The sequence below is a fragment of the Microcoleus sp. PH2017_05_CCC_O_A genome (assembly GCF_020738785.1).
In the GTDB taxonomy this organism is placed as follows: Bacteria; Cyanobacteriota; Cyanobacteriia; order Cyanobacteriales; family Microcoleaceae; genus Microcoleus.
Genome location: NZ_JAEQCB010000121.1, coordinates 1 through 18,268, shown reverse-complemented (window position 1 = coordinate 18,268; position 18,268 = coordinate 1). Strand labels below are relative to the sequence as shown.

Sequence of the window (18,268 nt, the reverse complement as noted above, 5' to 3'; positions counted from 1 at the left end):
TATTTTTGGGTAAGAAGCTTTCTTACCCTATCTTTTTTGAGGCGATTTGTCTAGAGTTATCTCCCTGTATGCTTTTCAGACGACCTGTCACCCCGTCAGCGATTTGGGAATCCGCCCTATTGGGAGAGAAATGTTTGACTGATGATACTACCTACTCTGATAGCCACTACAAACCAATGTACTCTCAAACAAATCAGTGCACCCGATTCTAACTTAAGTTATAGCCAACCTTCTACTCCGCGATGGAATGGTTACTCTATCAATTTGTACTGTAAAAATTTCAACTTGATATAGACGACAGCTTGAAGGCGATCGCCTATATTGAATTTATAGCAAACAGTCATGTAATCAACAGATTGAGCAAGTAAATTGCAAGGTCTTGATGCAGATCTAGAAAGATGAACGACGATCGTAGCCAGAGTTCCTTACTTATCCCACCTTCAACCCAAGATTGGATGCAAGGTGTGCTGAGTGCCAAGGTCGTGCTGGTGATGTATGGAGATTATCAAGACTCCAGAAGTGCGGACGTTTACAAGCTGATTAAAGTGATCAAACGAGAGCTTAGTACTTCTTTTGGAGAGGATTATTTATGCTTTATCTTCCGTCATTTTCCGCAAACACAGATTCACCCTCACGCTCAACGGGCAGCCCAAGCAGCCGTTGCCGCCGCTGTCCAAGGACAGTTTTGGTTAATGCACGACACTTTATTTGCCCATCAACAAAGGTTGGAGAATGGTTATCTAGTTGAGTACGCCAATGATTTAGGACTTGACATTCCTCAATTTCTCAAAGAGTTGGCTAAACAAGTGCATGTCGATCGCATCAATGAAGATATCGAAGGTGGAATACAGAGTGGAGTGACAACTGCTCCAGCCCTTTTTATCAATGGAAATCGATATATCGGGCACTGGAACATGACGGAGTTGATGGCAGCGATTATTGCTGCAAGTCAATTGCAACGAAATTAATACTAGGAGAAATAAAATGATACTTCAGAATCAAAAAGAGTTGGCATAGATGGAATCTATGAAAGCAGCCGTATTAACTGCGTTTGGTGATGCTGAGAAGTTTGAGATTCAAACTGTGCCTAAGCCAATACCAAAACCTAATCAGGTTCTAGTAAGGGTGTGTGCGACATCGATCAATCCAGTTGACTATAAGACTCGCCGTGGTGACTACAAAGACTTGGTTCGATTACCAGCAATTATCGGAGTTGACATTTCAGGGGTTATTGAGACAGTTGGAGAATCAGTGATAGACTTTGAGGTAGGAGACGAAGTTTATTACTCGCCACAGATTTTTGGAAAATCTGGCAGCTATGCTCAATATCATGTTGCTGATGCAGGGATTGTTGCGCTTAAGCCTTCTAACTTGTCGCACATTGAAGCAGCGTGTTTTCCTCTTGCAGGAGGAACGGCTTGGGATTGTCTAGTGACGAGAGGCAATCTTCAAGTTGGGGAATCAGTTCTAATTCATGCGGGTGCTGGTGGCGTTGGTTCAATTGCGATTCAACTTGCAAAAGCGATGGGAGCCTATGTTTTTACAACATGCAGTTCTAAAAATCTCGATTTTGTCAAAAAACTTGGTGCAGATCGAGCCATTGATTACAAGAACGAAGATTACGCGAAAGTTATTTATCAAGAAACAGATAAGCTAGGTGTTGATTTAGTTTTGGATACGATCGGTGGGCAAACAATCCAGCGTAGCCCAGAAATTATTCGCCCATTTGGCAGGCTTGTGAGTATTGTAGACACTGAAACGCCGCAATCACTCATCGAAGCATGGGGCAAGAATCTGACTATCCATTTTGTTTTCACGCCACAATACCGAGCAAAATTAGATGCTTTAACAAAACTAATCGAGCGCACTCAGCTTCGTCCCGTCATTGATTCAACGCTGTCTTGGAATCAGATAATTCAAGCACATCAGCGTCTAGAGCGAGGGGGGACACAAGGGAAAATTGTGCTGGAATTTACAGAAAATTAGACAAGCTTCACGGCGTTGGTAATTGCTAAACGGATCGGAGTTTGATTTTTGAAGGTCAATATTGATTGAAACAGGAGAAACAGGATGATACTGCAAGATAAAGTGGCGTTAGTCACTGGTGGTACATCGGGAATTGGCAGAGCAACAGCGATCGCCTTTGGTGCTGCTGGAGCAAAAGTCGTGTTCTCCGGTAGACGCGATGCAGAAGGTGAAAAAACCGCCAAACTGATTCGCGAAAAAGGCGCTGAATGCTTATACGTTCATTCAGATGCCTCGAATGAGGAAGACATCAAAGCATTAGTGCAAAAGACAGTCGAAACCTATGGACGACTCGATTGTGCCTTCAATAATGCCGGAATCGAATCACCGATGAAGCCCCTACATGAACATTCACTTGAACAATTCGATAAACTGATGGCGATTAACGTGCGGGGACTGTTTCTGTGCATGAAATATGAGATTCAACAGATGCTAACCCAAGGAACGGGAGTCATTATCAATAATTCTTCAACCAGCGGGTTAGTGGCGTTTGCCGGGACAAGTCCTTATGTTGCCAGTAAGCATGCCGTGATGGGGTTGACGCGGCCGCTGCACTCGACTATGCCCAGCAAGGCATTCGGATTAATGCTGTCAATCCTGGTCTGACTGCCACAGAGATGATCGATCGCTTTAGCAATAAAGATACTGCTCTAGAGCAGCAACTTGCGTCGATCGTGCCGATGGGTCGAATGGGTAAACCTGAAGAAATTGCCTCAACCGTTGTGTTCTTGTGTTCTGATGCTGCTAGTTACATCACAGGTCAGTCTTTAGTGATTGATGGCGGATATACAGCGAGTTAATTTTTGATTTTTGATGGTGGACTCACAGTGAATCGATCCATTTCAAGAGAGAACAACTGGACTTAATTTTTAGACGCAAGGAGGCTGATATGGAGTACATGCAAGCTGCGATACTGACCGCTTTTGGTGGAGCTGAGGTGTTTGAATTTCAAAACATCCCTAAGCCAGTTCCAAAAGCGACCCAAGTTCTGGTACGAGTATATGCGACCTCGATCAACCCCATTGATTATCAAACTCGTCGGGGTGACTACAAAGATTTAGTTCGTCTCCCTGCAATTATCGGAGTTGACGTTTCGGGCGTGATTGAAGCTATTGGAGAGGCAGTCACTCATTTGCAGGTTGGAGATGAAGTTTACTACTCACCCCAGATTTTTGGCGAGTTTGGTAGTTATGCTCAATACCACGTTGCAGAAGAAAGCATTGTTGCAGTTAAGCCGATTAATTTGACCCATGTTGAGGCAGCTTGCTTGCCGTTGGCAGGAGGAACCGCCTGGGATTGCCTTATAACCAGAGGGAATTTACAAGTCGGTGAAACAGTTCTAATTCATGCTGGAGCGGGTGGAGTCGGTTCGATCGCAATTCAACTAGCGAAAGCAATGGGTGCTTATGTGTTTACAACATGCAGTGCCGAAAACTTCGACTTCGTTAAGAAACTGGGTGCAGATTATCCCATCGACTACAAGCATGAAAATTATATTGAAGTGATTGGGCGAAAAACGAAGGATCGCGGCGTTGATTTGGTTTTAGATACGATTGGCGGCGATACGATTGGACATAGCTCAGAAGTGATTCGTCCATTTGGCAAACTTGTCACAATCGTCGATATTGCAACGCCTCAAACACTGCTTGAGGCCTGGGGTAAGAATTTGACGATTCACTTCGTTTTCAGTCCTCAATATAGAGACAAATTGGACGCACTGAGGAACCTGATTGAACGCGACCAGATTCGACCCGTCATTGATTCAGTTCTGCCTTGGAGCGACATCGTTCAAGCTCATCAACGTTCAGAGAAGGGAGGAATGCGAGGCAAGATTGTCCTGCAATTGACTGAGTGATAAAAACGCGCTGCAATTTTTCTCTATTCTGATGCTGCGAGCTACATCACAGGTCAGTCTTTGGCGATTCTCCTGTCGGAGAGGCTACGCCAACGATGGCGGATATACAGCGAGTTAATTTTCAATTACAGTCAACTTGTTGTCATCCCTGGCGGACCGCACGCCATTAACTGGACTCACGCCGATCGGGTCAATCCCGTGTTACTGGACTTTCTTCAGCAGGAATAATCAGTGACCTGCGATCGCTCAAATCGGAAACAGTATAAAGCGGAAATATTTAGATAAGAATCTGACAAATCATCGTAAGAATCTGAAAGAAGTTAAGCATTGGAACTGAATAAACTCTAGATACATAGAACCAGGAGAATATAACATGGTCAACAAACAAACTGTAGACGAACAAGCAAATAGAAAGGCAAGCACCAACTTGACACCAGCCCAGGAGTTTTTGCAAGAACTCTGGGAAGAGCATTTGGGGTACGAGTTTGGCACTCACAGTACTGAAGATGCCCTCGCTACGATGGTTGAAGATGCTTACGTTAACCACATCCCGATAATGACTGGGGGAGTCGGGAAACCAGCACTGCGCGAGTTTTATTCCAAATACTTCATTCCACAGATGCCGCCGGACATCGAGCTAATTCCGATCTCACGTACGATCGGAACCGACCAGCTTGTTGATGAAATGCTGGCTAAGTTCACTCATACCGTCCAGATGGACTGGATGCTACCTGGTATTGCTCCGACAGGGAAAAGGATTGAAGTGGCAGTGGTAGCGATTGTTCAGTTCCGCGACGGCAAGTTAGCCCACGAACACCTCTACTGGGATCAGGCAAGTGTATTGGTTCAGCTCGGCTTGCTCGATCCGGGTACACTTCCCGTTGTCGGGGTTGACAGTGCGCGCAAGCTACTCAATCCGAGCTTGCCCTCAAACGCACTGATCGATCGTGCTGGCGATCGCGACTAAATAATAGGAGTTATCCAATGTCAATTTTTGTCTTAGTTCATGGCTCCTGGCATGATGGTTCTGCTTGGAAACCAGTCATTGACCAGCTAGAAGCTAAAGGACATCTAGCTTTTGCTCCTACGATCGCTGGACACGGGAAAGGCGCGAACAAAAACGTTAACCATGCTCAATGTACACAATCGATCGTCGATTACATCCTTGATAAAGACTTAACCGATATTGTCCTATTAGGACATAGTTTCGGCGGGACAATTATTGCGAAAGTTGCCGAAGCAATTCCTCATCGCATTCGACGGCTCATCTTCTTCAATGCCTTTGTCCTCAAGGATGGGGAGAGCCTTAGAAATAACATCCCGCCCGACTCTCAAGCGTTATTCGACAATCTAGCGAGAGAATCGGACAATCGTACGATAATGATGCCTTTTGAGGTTTGGCGAGAAGCGTTTCTCAACGACGCTGACCTAGAATTGGCTAAATCCAGTTACGCACAATTATCACCTGAACCGTATCAACCGTTAATTGACAAGTTGGACTTGAAGCAGTTTTACTCGCTGCCCATTCTCAAAAGTTACCTCTACTGTACAGAAGATAATGTCCTTCCTCAAGGCGAACAGTGGGGTTGGCATCCGAGAATGTCTAACCGCTTGGGGCTATTTCGGCTTGTACAAATGCCCGGTAGTCACGAGGTAATGTTTTCTAACCCGATCTGTTTAGCAGAAAAGATTATTGTGGCAGGGCGCGACTAGCAACATCATTACTTATCATTCATCTATCTCTCGATCCAACAAACTGAGGATAGCAATAGGAGTCCCTCATGGAACGGTATTTAGGCGCATTTGAACATTTATGTTGGCTCTGCAACCAGTTTTATCCGCTAGATTTTGCCACCGTTGCGAAACTTCAGGGGCAGTTTAGTTCCGAGCAACTTTCGACGGTGCTTAGGCAAGTTCAGCAACACCATCCTCTGCTCCGAGTCCGCATCGCCACTGACGCGATCGGACAGCCTAAATTTGTCGAAACCGACGACGAGATTCCGCTGCGGCTGGTCGCGAGAACGAACGATCGGCACTGGCAAGCAGAACTCGAAGTTGAACTGGCTCGCTCGTTGGATTGGCAGGTTGCACCTTTACTGCGAGTTGTACTGCTGCAATCGGGGGCTGAATCCGAACTGATGATTATTTGCCATCATGCGATCGCAGATGGGCTATCTGGCGTTTATCTGATGCGAGATATTCTTCAAGGGTTAGGAGACAAAATATTTGAGTGGTCAGACCTTTCTGTGGCATTATCGCTCGAATCAGCGCTTCCTGGCATTGCACCGTCTCCAGAAGCGACCGCTAAGCCCACGGACTATCCACCACCCCTATCTCGTCGTCCCCGACCCCACATTCACACCGTTCTCCTCTCTCCCGAATTCACCCAGCAACTGATACAACGCAGTCGAGCTGAACACACAACCGTACACGGCGCAATCAGCGCAGCATTCTTGCTCGCTCTCACTCAGCAAGATGCCAAATCCAGCGATATGATGCGATGTTTCCACCCTGTCAATGTGCGAGCGCAGCTATCTTTACCGATGCCAGATGGAGTTGGGCTTTATATTTGCAATTGTACGACGACTCATTCCCTTCAGGCGGATTCCGCGTTTTGGGACGTTGCGCGATCGGTCAAATCTCAACTCTCACAAATTGACATTGCCCAGCAGGTAGTCGAGGAGCGCCAACTTCGACAACCCACAATGGCAAATCTCACCGATGCCACCGCCCTTGTTGAAGCAGCGAAATCGCAATATCTCTGTCAGCTGAACGTCACAAATCTCGGTCGCATCGATATGGCTCAACAATACGGCAATATTCGGATTAAAGCACTCCATGCACCTGCTGTCACTTCAGGTGTGGCAGGGCGGAACGTTGGAGTTGCGACCTTGGGCGATCGCCTCGCCCTCACGATTTCATCTACACCACTGATGGATGTGGATCGTACTGAGAGCGAACGGGCTGCAACTGCTTTTCTATCGTCAGGAGTGAAGCATTTAGAGCTTGCAGTAGGACAGGAAGTTGCCTCTGAAGCTGCCTGACGCATATCACACGGTAAGACTCTGAGGTATCTAGAACATTCACAATTACAGGAGATTCAAATGACAATTTTAACTCAAACATCTTCAACTCTAGGCTCAAATCCTCTGAGTTCAATGCAAATCGATCATGTTTGCTTGAATGTACCGAACTATGAGGAAACGCTTCAGTGGTATCAAGAAAAGCTAGATGCGACGATCAAACATGAATGGACAGTAGGCGTTTTCCCAGATCTGAAATTGGCTTATCTCAGTGTATATGGCTTTCGCATCGAAATTATTGGCTCTACTCAGTCACAATCAGGAATGCCGATCGCGACTAATCTTGGTGAGGGATTAAGGACAACAGGCATCGGACATTTTTGTTTTCGAGTTCAAGATGTCGATGCAGTTTTTGCTGAATTAAATCGACGTGGTGTGAAAACATTTCTCGAACTCGGAAGCTATCCTGATCCGGGTATTCGGCTCTGTATCATTCAAGACAATAACGGCAATCTGATCGAGTTTGTCACCCCATTATGAATTCATTAATGAAATAGATCCCCACAGTTGCCGCTGCATAACAAACTGATTAGGGCGGACAGGTGAGAATTTTTTCATCTATCGTTCGAGAAATCATCATCGTTCATCCATCAATACAGGTGAAACATTGATGTTAGAGGGTGGGTATGTAGCGCAGTAGTTGATCGGCAGTGCGACACGTTGCGACCAAGTAGCGATCGAACCCGATATGTTCTCACACCAACACTGAAGGTGAATCAGGTGTGATGCAGCGAGAAGGGCCGTGTTTAAGTTCTTAAAAAGGAGGTTTGCTATGAAGATTCTCATTGTTCTCACGTCTCATGACCAACTTGGCGATACCGGAAAGAAAACGGGTTTCTGGCTGGAAGAGTTTGCTGCTCCCTATTACGTGCTGAAGGATGCGGGAGCAGCGATCGCGGTGGCCTCACCGAAGGGCGGTCTGCCGCCGCTCGACCCGAAAAGCGAAGTACCGGAGTTCCAGACCGAATTAACGCAGCGCTTCCGCACAGACACCGCAGCGCAGGCTGAACTTGCCAACACGAAAAAGCTAGCCGACGTGTCCGCAGACGATTTCGATGCAGTTTTCTACCCCGGCGGACATGGCCCGATGTGGGACATGCCCGACAACGCGACATCGATCGCACTGATCGAAGCCTTTGTGAAGTCCGACAAGCCAGTCGGTGCAGTGTGTCACGCGCCAGTCGCGTTGGTCAATGTGCGCGGAAAGGACGGCGAGTATCTGGTCAAAGGCAAGCGCGTGACTGGGTTCACGAATGCAGAAGAAGAAGCGGTGGGCTTGAGTGCGATCGTGCCTTTCTTGTTGGAAGACCGGCTAAAGGAACGAGGTAGCATCTACAGCAAAACCGCCAACTGGGTTCCCTATGTCCAAGTGGACGGGAGGCTCGTGACCGGCCAGAATCCGGCATCTTCGGGACCCGCAGCGGAAGAGTTACTGAAGTTGCTTCGCTCTGTTTGATCTGTGCGGACGGCGCGTTGTCCTCACTCTGGGAGGTTCTCTCAGGATGAACCTTCGCAACAATCGATCTAAGCACAGGAGCCGTACTGCCAAGCAACGCTTTCACACAGACAAAAACACACCATCGATTTACACAGGAGAAACTCTCATGTCTTACATTACCGTTGGTCAAGAAAACTCTGTAAACATTGATATCTATTACGAAGATCTGGGAACAGGTCAACCCATTGTACTGATTCATGGATTTCCATTGAACGGACATTCCTGGGAGAAGCAGGTCTTGGTTCTGCTGAACGAAGGATATCGGGTGATTACCTACGATCGCCGAGGATTTGGTGCTTCTAGCCAACCCTCATTTGGCTATGACTACGATACCTTTGCAGCAGATTTGAACGGGCTGATGACCAAACTTGACTTGCATGATGCTGTGTTAGTCGGCTTCTCAATGGGAACAGGCGAAGTCACGCGCTATCTTGGCAAGTATGGCTCAGAGCGTGTGCAGAAAGCCGTGCTGATGGCTCCCGTGCCACCCTTTTTGCTGAAGACCGATGATAATCCCGAAGGCGTTGATCAAAGCGTTTTCGATGGCATTATGAAAGCGATCATTGACGATCGTCCAGCTTACTTTTCTGCATTTTTCAAAGAATTCTTCAATGTGGATGTGTTGCTTGGCGATCGCATCAGCAACGATGCCATTCAAGCCAGTTGGAATGTTGCCGTAGGTGCGTCTGCCAAGGGAACGTTGGATTGTGTACCGTCCTGGCTCACCGATTTCCGCGATGATCTGCCTCGCATTGATGTACCAACCCTAATTATTCATGGAGATAGCGATCGCATTTTGCCGCTTGAGTCCACCGCAGCAAGACTTCCGAAGCTGATTAAAAACAGTCAACTTGTTGTCATCCCTGGCGGACCGCACGCCATCAATTGGACTCATGCCGATCAGGTCAATCCCGTGTTGCTGGACTTTCTTCAGCAGAAATAATCGCTAACCTGCCGCATTTCTGACTTGTGAAAAACTCTGTGATTCACCCTGTTGAGTCAAGCTCACACGCTAGGGCGTGTCTGCAAAGTAAATAAACAAAACTAAGATTGTATCTTCGTCCACAACGCCAACTAAGAATGGATCGTACAAAAATGAGTATTCAGCAATTAATCACGCCTGAAAAGCACGACTTAGGTGAGTTTAGCGTACAGCGCATCTTGCCGAGTGAAACCTTAAAAATGGTTGGACCTTTCATCTTCTTTGATCACTTAGGCCCAGCTACTTTCCCGGCGGGAAAAGGCGTCGATGTTAGACCCCATCCACACATCAATTTAGCGACGGTTACCTATTTGTTTGAAGGAAGCCTTCTGCATAGAGATAGTCTAGGTACAGTACAAGAGATTTTTCCGGGCGAGGTGAACTGGATGACAGCGGGCAAAGGTATTGTTCATTCTGAGCGATCGCCCGAGAGCTTTAGAGAGAAAGAATCTACTCTTCACGGCATTCAGACCTGGATTGCCCTCCCCGAAATCGCCGAAGAAGTTGAACCCAGCTTTTCACATTATCCGGCGACTGATTTACCGAGGTGGATTCAAACAGGCACCAGCGCGACCTTGATCGCCGGTAGCTACCAGTCTCACCAATCACCAGTTAAAACCTACTCTGCGACTCTTTACCTAGCGCTCGTTTTCACGGAGGGTAGTCAATTTCAGCTAGCCCCAATAGAAGGTTTTGAAAGGGCAGTTTATAGCGTCACATCCGGCCTATTCGTAAATGGAAAGCCTTTAGAGCCATATCGTCTAGCCGTTTTAGCGCCGGATGAATCAGTAGATATTCGGGCGGAGGCTGAGGCAAAAGCAATGATTATCGGCGGGGCACCAGTGGGCGATCGCACAAAGTACTGGAACTTTGTGTCGAGCCGCTCAGCGCGTATCGACCAGGCAAAACGAGATTGGCAAGACCGTCGCTTCCCGGCGGTTCCCGGTGAAACTGAATTCATTCCGCTCCCTGATAATTCAGATCACGGTAGTAGCGCTTTACACCGAGATCTGTCTCGCAATGCCAGCAATCCAGGCGCTTGGTGAGGGTTATGAAGTATTCATCGTTACTGATGCTTCGGACGGTGTTACTGCGGAAGCTCATGACATGGCTGTTCGCCGTATGGTTCAGGCTGGTGTAATTCCAATCAACTGGAGGGACAAATTCGATGTTGGAAGAATCTTTAACCATTGGCACAGATGAAGACTCTCAAGTCACGGCAATTATCTCTCATGTCGTGCGACCCGGACGCGAACAAGGCTACGAAGAGTGGTTTCATGGCATTGCCGCCGATGCCCGAAAAATTAAGGGACATCTTGGGGTTAGCACGATTCGCCCTCCCGATCACGCCCATCCTGAGTATGTCGTGATCCTCAAGTTCGATCGCTACGACAACCTAAAAACCTGGCTAGAGTCGGATGTCCGGCGCGAATGGATTGAGCGATTGCAGCCATTAATTGAAAAACCAGAGTCGATTCAAACCCTAACCGGATTGGAAACCTGGTTTAGCCTACCGAATAAATCCCTCAAAGCCCCTCCACCGAAGTACAAAATGGCGATCGTGACCTGGCTAGGAGTCTTCGTTACTCTGGCGATCGTCAGTCGATTGCTCACTCCGATTCTATCTAGCCTACCAATTCTACTCAATCAACTGATCACCACTGGACTCGTAGTCGCCCTGCTCACCTACCTGATCATGCCCCGCCTAACCCAGCTATTTAAGCACTGGCTCTACCCTAAACCCTAACCTTTCCCCTTCCCTTTTCTCATGCATGGGATCAACTACACCTTCCCGTAGCCGTGGTGGCGGGTCTCGCCACCGCCGAGATCTTCCGCCGCAGTGGATCGATCTGGCCCGGTCTCGTCGTCCACGTCGTTTTCAACCTGCCCTCGTTTCTGCTCGTAGTGCTTACCAGCATAGGCTGACCTGGCACCTCCTCAAGTCAATTAGATCTTGCAAGCTGTCTCAAGCAGCGCGAGATAGAGTCAAACTTACTGAATAAAGAAATACCATGAAAAAGCCCGAGTTTTTTATTACCCCCGGCTATGGGGAATACATGCTGAATGAATTGCATTACTCGCAAGCGGTAAAAATTGGCGATCGAGTGGAAACATCAGGCCAAGGCGGCTGGGATGACGATCTGCAAATTCCCGAATCGCTCGCGGACGAGATTGCCCAGGCGTTTCGGAACGTAGAGCGAACCTTGGCGGCTGCCGGTGCGGGTTGGGAGCATGTTGTCCACGTTAATTCTTACCATGTTGGTGGGTTTCCCCCGGAGGTTAACGAGGTAATGGTCAGGCTATATCGCCATTACATGCCCAACCACGCCCCAATTTGGACACAGGTAGGAGTCGCAGCTCTTGGACTGCCAACGATGCGCATTGAAATCCGCGTTACTGCAATTGTTCAGTGAGTTTTGCATAAGCGGTAGCTTACTGTCTAGATGAAATTGAAATTTCTGGTTGAGGCACCATGCAAGCATTCTGCACGTTGATTCAAGTCCACGCGGCGATCGCTCTAAATCTCGCAAGTTGGCCAAAGAGTCTATGGCTGAGTGGCAAGACCTGCATCCTGATGATGTGATTACCTATCGTGATTTAAGACAAACGCCAGTTCCTCACGTCACCGAAGACTGAATTGCGGCTGTTTTTACTCCTCCAGAAACACTGATTTCAGAAATGGCTGAACTAATGATTTTGCCCTAACGGGTTACTGAAATGACCTCCTACACTCTCCACGGAGGACATCATCAAACCTTAATTCGACCAATTCATTACAGGAAATTAACTGATGGCTATGACTCAAGGCGCTCACCACATTGGGCTCACCGTTCCAAACCTAACGGCAACCCGTGATTTCTTTGTTGATGTTTTAGAATTCAAGCAAGTGGGTGAAGTTCTATCCTATCCAGCTTTGTTCCTCTCGGACGGTACTACGCTGCTAACGCTCTGGCAAGCAGCCGACCCTAACATTGCGACTCCGTTCGATCGCAAGAACAACATTGGGCTGCACCACTTCGCCCTGAAAGTACAAAATCTAGAAACACTAAATTTCCTCTACCAAACACTGGCAACAGCAGAAGGAGTGCAAATCGAGTTTCCCCCTGAGCCTCTCGGTGAAGGTCTTATCCATCATATGATGTTCTACATCCCTGGTGGCATTCGCATGGAGTTGATTGCTCCAGTCTCCTAATGATTTGTTGAAAATCCGTGCAATCACCCGACAACTCTCATTTCACAATACAGAACCAGTCAAGCACAGGATGATTAAGGAGCAAAGAAATTATGGCAATTCCAGGTTGGAGTCGCAGCGAATCGCCCTTTCATGTCGGTGAAAGGGCGATTCAAGCTCGATTGGGAGCACAGGAACAGATGGATAAGATGGGACGACGGGTAATTCGAGAATTTCTCTTAGAACAGCACCGTCAGTTCTTTACTCAGTTGACCTATGTACTTGTGGGAACCGTGGATGCCGCAGGCAATCCTTGGGCATCCATTTTGGTAGGCGAACCAGGTTTTCTTTCCTCCCCCGACGATCGCACCTTACGAGTGGCTACCAAACCTTTATTTGGTGATCCCTTAGCAACTACTCTTGCAGACGGCATCGACATCGGCTTGTTAGGTATTGAACTACATACTCGTCGCCGCAACCGTATGAACGGTGTTGTGACTGCAACCCATGCCAATGGCTTTGAAGTGCGTGTGGGACAAAGCTTTGGCAACTGTCCTCAATATATTCAAGCTCGAATGTGTTTACTACAGGGGTTTGATCTAACAGCCCCCAAACCAGTACACAAGCTAACAGCATTGTCACAACCGGAACAAATCACGATCGCGGCAGCAGACACCTTCTTCATTGCCACTGCCTATCAGGATGCTTCAGCAGGAGGCGCTAGTGGGGTCGATGTCTCCCATCGGGGAGGTAAACCTGGTTTTGTAAGAATCGATGATGACCATACCTTGACTGTTCCCGATTTTTCTGGCAATTGTCACTTCAATACTTTTGGTAATTTGGAGTTAAATCCACGGGCTGGGATGTTGTTCATAGACTTTGAGCAGGGCAACTTGCTATATCTCACAGGTACTGCTGAAGTGATTTGGGAAGGGGATGAAATTCTCACCTATGAAGGAGCAGAGCGTCTATTTCGCTTCCGTTTAGAGGAAGGTTATCGAGTTGACGGAAGTTTACCTTTACGGTGGTCACTCCCAGAATTGTCGCCTCACCTCGAACAAACTGGTTCATGGTAATAGTTATCCGTCTTCGTTTGTAGGGCATATCTAAAACTGACTCTATTTTTAGAGGCGTATTGACTAATTGCGCCATTCATTTTGCGCCATTCATTTGCGAATTGCGTCAAATCTTTCGCTCATTCACAGCAACACTTTAAGCCCACATTCCGCACCCCCAAGGGGCGCGAAATGTGGGCTTAAAGTGTGGTGATTCTTGACAGTCTGCTAAAGTTGTATTTCCTTTTTAGCCGTAATTTTGTAGGATTCGAGGAATTGCTTCTGCTCTTCTGACAAGTTAATTATTGCTGCATTTTTTCCCAATTCCCGCGAATAGATTGTAGAATTATCTCTAGCTCGAATTACGGTAAGACTTTCAGTTTCTTTGCAGTAAGTAGCTAATAAAGTATTTTGGATAAAGGGAGTTCTGGGGCTATAATTGTTGTCGGTTGCAGCTTGCACGGCCGCAGCAATTAGGTTTTTTTCCCAAGCAGGTATGAGCGGTGAATTGTCTGTACTTTGTTGTAGCATTTTTTGAGGCTCTGAAGTAGCGAGATCATTTTCAGTGTCTTTAATACCATAGAATTTGTATAGCAGTAAAGATGCCCTATTCGGAAGTGGTGGAGATTCTCTGAGCTTTTGGAAATACGGACTATCGGTAGATAAATCTTTGGCAATTGGCGAACCAAATTGCTTAGATAGAGATGACATTATTTGAGGCAGTAGATTTTCGGGGTTTAGATGAAAAACTGCATACCCCCGGCGAGTTTCTTCTGTAACAGACGCATCTAACGGATTTATCTCGGAATGCTGTATTTTGTAATCTTTAAAAAACTTGCGTGCCGTTTCGGATTTTCTCAAGCTAACAGCAATCCCTAGCACAGATTGCTCTGTTATTTTTCCATTGATCAAAGTTGGTTTTTTGAATTCATAAAATAAAGTAGGAGGTGAGTTCATGTTTTGTATTATTTGCTGTGCCACGGCGAGTCTTTCTGCATTATTCAGTGTTTGATAGTTTGGTATTTGACTATTGACTGCCTGATTATTGACTGTTTGACTATTGACTGCCTGATTATTGACTGTTTGATTATTGACTGTTTGACTATTGACTGCTTGATTATTGACTGTTTGATTATTGACTATTGACTGCCTGATTATTGACTGTTTGATTATTGACTGCCTGATTATTGACTGTTTGATTATTGACTGTTTGATTATTGACTGCCTGATTATTGACTGCTTGACTATTGACTGTGTTGTTAACTATTTCATTATTAACTTCTTTTTCTTTTGACCATCTAATAGGATACTGTATAGAGTTTAGATCTATAGATGCTGTGAGAGTAGTAGAATTAAATTTTATGTATGCCTTAAAAGAAAGTCCTGTTAGTTTCCCTGCGTCGAATTCTTTTTTCAACATTTCGTCGCTTTTTCCTTGCTGTTGGTTGCAGAAAGCCTTCATTAGGGCTATTTTAGATTCTTTCTGGTTGGGTGTAAACACCCCCAAGACTTTTAATCCGCATTCAGTAGTAACTGTGGCACAAATTTCAGGCTTTTGTTGAATATTTACTGAAACTTCCGCCATTGTTCCTTGAAAGCGCAAATCTTTATAATAGCCAATAAGATTTTGTTTTCTAGCACATAGAATATTACCTGTTCTGCTTTTTGCCACTGTATACGTGCCGTTACTTATTCCGTAAGTAGTCAGTTCTGCGGTGAAAGAAAAATTGTTGTGCAGGCAATTATTTTTCCTGAGCGATTCTATTGAGGTTTCGTCGAGTTCGCCGATAACTTTACCAGATGTTTCAAGTAAATATTTAGGTTTATTGAGCGATTGGATTGTAATAGTGTATTCTTGGTTTAGCAGAGAACTTTGTCCGCCAAATTCGCATTCTGCAACCTTACCGACTTTAATTCGATCGTCCAAACCAGTTACGTGTAGTTCAGCCGTTTTTGCGATCGCAGGAATTAGCTTGGCGCGGGCAGTAGTTCCAACTGGTAACTGCGCCGAATTTTCAGAGACAGTACCCGCTGTGATGTACCTACCGTCTTTCATTATTTGCAAGGTTCTTTTACCCTGAGTTGGGTAGTTTTCGCCATTTCCGGTTTGGGCAACGTCAATTCTAATTTCAGCATTTTCGATGCAGTTATTTATTTTGATATCTGCGCTATTTAACTCGCCGATAGTTAATTCTTTAAATTGAAGTTCGTTGAGTCGATCGGCAATTTGAGAACTCCAAGTAGCAAAAACGAAATTTTGCGTTTTTTTTCTGCTATCATGGTTAAGTTCTGGTGTACAACACAAGTGCCAAGTAGCAGCAGCCATAGCATCAGTTTCACCTTTTAAACTGCACTCACTTTGAAAACTATCTGCTATTTCTGCTGCTTGTTTGAAAATTAAATTACAGTCAGTTTCAGTTAAAGCTTGTACTGCTGTGACATTTTGCAGCCGAAAATACTTCGTTCCTTCAATTTTTACGGGGATATCGAGTACCTTTCTGCTGCTTTCGCTGAGCGTGCCGAGTTTAACCCATTTATCAGAGCCTTCTGAGTCTTTTGTTTTTGCTAAAACACAGGTTTTGTGGCTGTTTGAAGTAGAGCTACCGTAGTTTTCATTGGTAACTAACAAGATTTCCAACGACGATCGGTTTTTGAAACGTTCCGGGTATTTGCTTAAGGCAACATTGGTAATTTCTATGCTTGTCCCGGTTTCTGTTTGTGCAGTTAAATAAGGCCCTTTTTCAGTCTGCAAGCGTAGTTTGGCTGCAACGGCAGAGTTGAAAAGAGAATCAAAAGCAACTTTTCTTTCCCTGCAAGTATTGTACTGTTCAGGGGTATAATAATATTTATCTCCTGGTTCAGATTCTGGAAACAGGTTGCGAAATTGGTAAAACGGTCGCGCTTCAAGTTCCGATGCTTGCAATAAAGGGTTGAGGGACTGTATAATCGCTTCTTTTAAACTGTAGCCGTTGGGTTCTATGACTTTTCCTTCTAAGTATATGTCGGGCAATTTTTTGTCTTGCAAGTAATTCGGATTTCGGTGGCACAGATTTCTGTACTGGGCGATCGCAATTTCGTCGGCTGGAGTAGCGCTTTTTTTAGAATCTACGGCTATTTGATTTTGCAGTAATAGTTGTGGCGTTACCTGAAGTCGCAGAAATTTTCTGTAGGTTTCAAGACCAGTTTCAACTTGTAATGGTGGAATGCGAAACAGAAGTTTATCTTCGCAGCATAGCTTGCAGTCTACCAAATCTCGCTCGATTTGATTGGCATCGATCGAGATTAAAGAAGCCATTGTTGGATGGGCTGAGGAATTGTGTATATTCGCTATCTCCCTAATAGTTGACATGAGGTGTCGTGGTATAATTTTTTCAGGTTTAGCCGTGTAATTATTGTTTAGCTTTTGTTTAAAATTATTAGAAACATTCCGAATATAATCTTCTTTTTGCTGAGCGCTAAATGTATTTTGGACTGCCACTACTTCTGATTCAACAGAGGCGGCACATTTGACAGCAGAGTTGGCAAGCTCCGTCCATTTATTTGCCATAAATAGAGCGATTTCAGGCAGTGTTTTCTTGGGTTGACCCGGTACGTCAAAGGAAACTTTGGGTAATTTTATGGTTGGTGGATGAGCGTTTTGTGGAGTTTGAGCCTCTATAAGATGTAGGGCAGTATAAGGCCAATCTGAAGCCTTGGCGAAGCATTTAGAGTCTCCGTCGTAGTCTTCTCCTGCTAGCTTGCTATAGGTTTCTAAAGGTAGGGATTGTAATAGTAAATCCTGTAAAGCATCTTGTCTCTCTTGTATCGTTTGTAGTTCTTTTTTACTGGGTTTATTTTCCGGGTGAGCTTTTTTACTAGGCTTGCTTTGCAGTTGAGATATTTCGCGCTTCGCCCATGCTTGCGAGAACAAGCGAGCAGCGCGTTCCTGCTGGGTTTCGCCAACTTGCAAGTCAGTTTTTTTTCTCATGTCTTCGCTGATGTCGATACCTTGAATCGCATCAGCATCTTTGTGGAAACCGGTCATGTTGAGCTGTTATCTGGTGGCATAATTTGCTTAATTAAAGAAGATAAGCCTTTTTCTTGATTGAGACTAGCATACACGGTGTCCTTCATCAAAATTTGGTGGGCTTCTTTGTAACGCCAAGAAGGAATTCCTGGAAACAAGTGGTGAACCAAGTGATATCCTTCCCAGTGGGTTCCCAAGAAAAAATTGGTTAGCAGACTACACATCCGGTTGCGAGTCATATATATATCAATCTTGTGGGTGGTTGTCATTTCCGACCTCCATAAGCGGATAGTGTTCGGTAAGTTCAATGAAAGCGCCTATCCAATTGGCGGTAGTTAGAAAGGGAATGATCCAGTAAAAGAGTACCAACTTACCCCAGCCAAGTTCAAGCAAAATATAAAGCAAAGAAATTAAATAAAAGACGCGAATTAACCTTTCTTGGTAAGTCTCATGGCGATTCAACATCCGATGCTGAAGTAAGTATCTGAGATAACTAACGGGACTTAAACAGAAAATACGATAAAAATAGGTTATAATGCTTACATAGCAAGCAGATAACGTTAAAAAATGACCCATGAAAGAGACAACCCCT

Annotated in this window: 19 protein-coding genes and 3 pseudogenes; 18 read left to right on the top strand and 4 right to left on the bottom strand. The window is 45.6% G+C overall.

Annotated features, from left to right (window positions below; translation table 11 throughout):
- The first annotated feature begins 398 nt into the window (after positions 1-398).
- From JGK20_RS24340 to JGK20_RS24260, 18 genes and pseudogenes are all read left to right on the top strand, one after another.
- Complete coding sequence (locus JGK20_RS24340) at positions 399-968, top strand: DsbA family protein (RefSeq protein WP_293204211.1); 570 nt, start codon at positions 399-401, stop codon at positions 966-968.
- 58 nt (positions 969-1,026) lie between these two features.
- Positions 1,027-1,986, top strand: a complete 960-nt coding sequence (locus JGK20_RS24335) for a zinc-dependent alcohol dehydrogenase family protein (RefSeq protein WP_293204209.1) — start codon at positions 1,027-1,029, stop codon at positions 1,984-1,986.
- Between the two features lie 84 nt (positions 1,987-2,070).
- Positions 2,071-2,825, top strand: a pseudogene (locus JGK20_RS24330) (SDR family oxidoreductase).
- 89 nt (positions 2,826-2,914) lie between these two features.
- Positions 2,915-3,880: a zinc-dependent alcohol dehydrogenase family protein gene (locus JGK20_RS24325; RefSeq protein WP_293232435.1), complete on the top strand. Its 966-nt coding sequence runs from the start codon at positions 2,915-2,917 to the stop codon at positions 3,878-3,880.
- 373 nt (positions 3,881-4,253) lie between these two features.
- Positions 4,254-4,847 carry an ester cyclase gene (locus JGK20_RS24320; RefSeq protein WP_293214302.1) on the top strand — a complete coding sequence of 198 codons (594 nt, stop codon included), beginning with the start codon at positions 4,254-4,256 and terminating at the stop codon, positions 4,845-4,847.
- A gap of 17 nt (positions 4,848-4,864) precedes the next feature.
- Entirely contained in the window at positions 4,865-5,593 is a 729-nt protein-coding gene (locus JGK20_RS24315) for an alpha/beta hydrolase (protein WP_293214299.1), read from the top strand.
- 68 nt (positions 5,594-5,661) lie between these two features.
- The gene (locus tag JGK20_RS24310; RefSeq protein WP_293214297.1) at positions 5,662-6,924 is read left to right on the top strand and encodes a condensation domain-containing protein; all 1,263 of its coding nucleotides are present in this window, start codon (positions 5,662-5,664) and stop codon (positions 6,922-6,924) included.
- A 60-nt stretch (positions 6,925-6,984) separates the two neighbouring features.
- Positions 6,985-7,443 carry a VOC family protein gene (locus tag JGK20_RS24305; protein ID WP_293232433.1) on the top strand — a complete coding sequence of 153 codons (459 nt, stop codon included), beginning with the start codon at positions 6,985-6,987 and terminating at the stop codon, positions 7,441-7,443.
- Positions 7,444-7,735: 292 nt separating this feature from the next.
- A complete protein-coding gene (locus JGK20_RS24300; RefSeq protein ID WP_293232431.1) occupies positions 7,736-8,419 on the top strand; it encodes a type 1 glutamine amidotransferase domain-containing protein in 684 nt (227 codons plus the stop codon).
- Positions 8,420-8,567: 148 nt separating this feature from the next.
- On the top strand, positions 8,568-9,404 hold the full coding sequence (locus JGK20_RS24295; protein ID WP_293232429.1) for an alpha/beta hydrolase: 837 nt from the start codon (positions 8,568-8,570) through the stop codon (positions 9,402-9,404).
- A gap of 137 nt (positions 9,405-9,541) precedes the next feature.
- The gene (locus JGK20_RS24290) at positions 9,542-10,489 is read left to right on the top strand and encodes a pirin family protein (protein WP_293204196.1); all 948 of its coding nucleotides are present in this window, start codon (positions 9,542-9,544) and stop codon (positions 10,487-10,489) included.
- Positions 10,464-10,646, top strand: a complete 183-nt coding sequence (locus JGK20_RS24285; RefSeq protein ID WP_293204194.1) for an isochorismatase family protein — start codon at positions 10,464-10,466, stop codon at positions 10,644-10,646. Before JGK20_RS24290 ends, JGK20_RS24285 begins: the two co-directional genes overlap by 26 nt.
- A complete protein-coding gene (locus tag JGK20_RS24280) occupies positions 10,612-11,190 on the top strand; it encodes an antibiotic biosynthesis monooxygenase (protein ID WP_293204192.1) in 579 nt (192 codons plus the stop codon). The genes JGK20_RS24285 and JGK20_RS24280 overlap by 35 nt, the downstream gene beginning before the upstream one ends.
- 44 nt (positions 11,191-11,234) lie before the next feature.
- Positions 11,235-11,369 (top strand): annotated as a pseudogene (locus tag JGK20_RS34650) (CPBP family glutamic-type intramembrane protease); the annotation flags it as partial.
- A gap of 86 nt (positions 11,370-11,455) precedes the next feature.
- Positions 11,456-11,857, top strand: coding sequence for a RidA family protein (locus JGK20_RS24275; RefSeq protein ID WP_293204190.1), 402 nt, complete (start codon positions 11,456-11,458; stop codon positions 11,855-11,857).
- A gap of 49 nt (positions 11,858-11,906) precedes the next feature.
- Complete coding sequence (locus JGK20_RS24270) at positions 11,907-12,080, top strand: NAD(P)H-dependent oxidoreductase (RefSeq protein ID WP_293204188.1); 174 nt, start codon at positions 11,907-11,909, stop codon at positions 12,078-12,080.
- A 154-nt stretch (positions 12,081-12,234) separates the two neighbouring features.
- Positions 12,235-12,636 (top strand): VOC family protein, encoded by a 402-nt coding sequence (locus tag JGK20_RS24265; protein WP_293232427.1) that lies wholly within the window; start codon positions 12,235-12,237, stop codon positions 12,634-12,636.
- Positions 12,637-12,728: 92 nt separating this feature from the next.
- Positions 12,729-13,691: a pyridoxamine 5'-phosphate oxidase family protein gene (locus JGK20_RS24260; RefSeq protein ID WP_293204184.1), complete on the top strand. Its 963-nt coding sequence runs from the start codon at positions 12,729-12,731 to the stop codon at positions 13,689-13,691.
- 207 nt (positions 13,692-13,898) lie between these two features.
- On the opposite strand, the gene JGK20_RS24255 is transcribed toward JGK20_RS24260, so the two are convergent.
- From JGK20_RS24255 to JGK20_RS24240, 4 genes and pseudogenes are all read right to left on the bottom strand, one after another.
- A complete protein-coding gene (locus tag JGK20_RS24255) occupies positions 13,899-14,627 on the bottom strand; it encodes a hypothetical protein (RefSeq protein WP_293232425.1) in 729 nt (242 codons plus the stop codon).
- 175 nt (positions 14,628-14,802) lie between these two features.
- Positions 14,803-17,694 carry a hypothetical protein gene (locus JGK20_RS24250; RefSeq protein WP_293232423.1) on the bottom strand — a complete coding sequence of 964 codons (2,892 nt, stop codon included), beginning with the start codon at positions 17,692-17,694 and terminating at the stop codon, positions 14,803-14,805.
- Entirely contained in the window at positions 17,691-17,945 is a 255-nt protein-coding gene (locus JGK20_RS24245) for a fatty acid desaturase (protein WP_293214001.1), read from the bottom strand. The genes JGK20_RS24250 and JGK20_RS24245 overlap by 4 nt, the downstream gene beginning before the upstream one ends.
- Positions 17,923-18,268 (bottom strand): annotated as a pseudogene (locus tag JGK20_RS24240) (hypothetical protein); the annotation flags it as partial. The pseudogene JGK20_RS24240 and the gene JGK20_RS24245, both read right to left, overlap by 23 nt.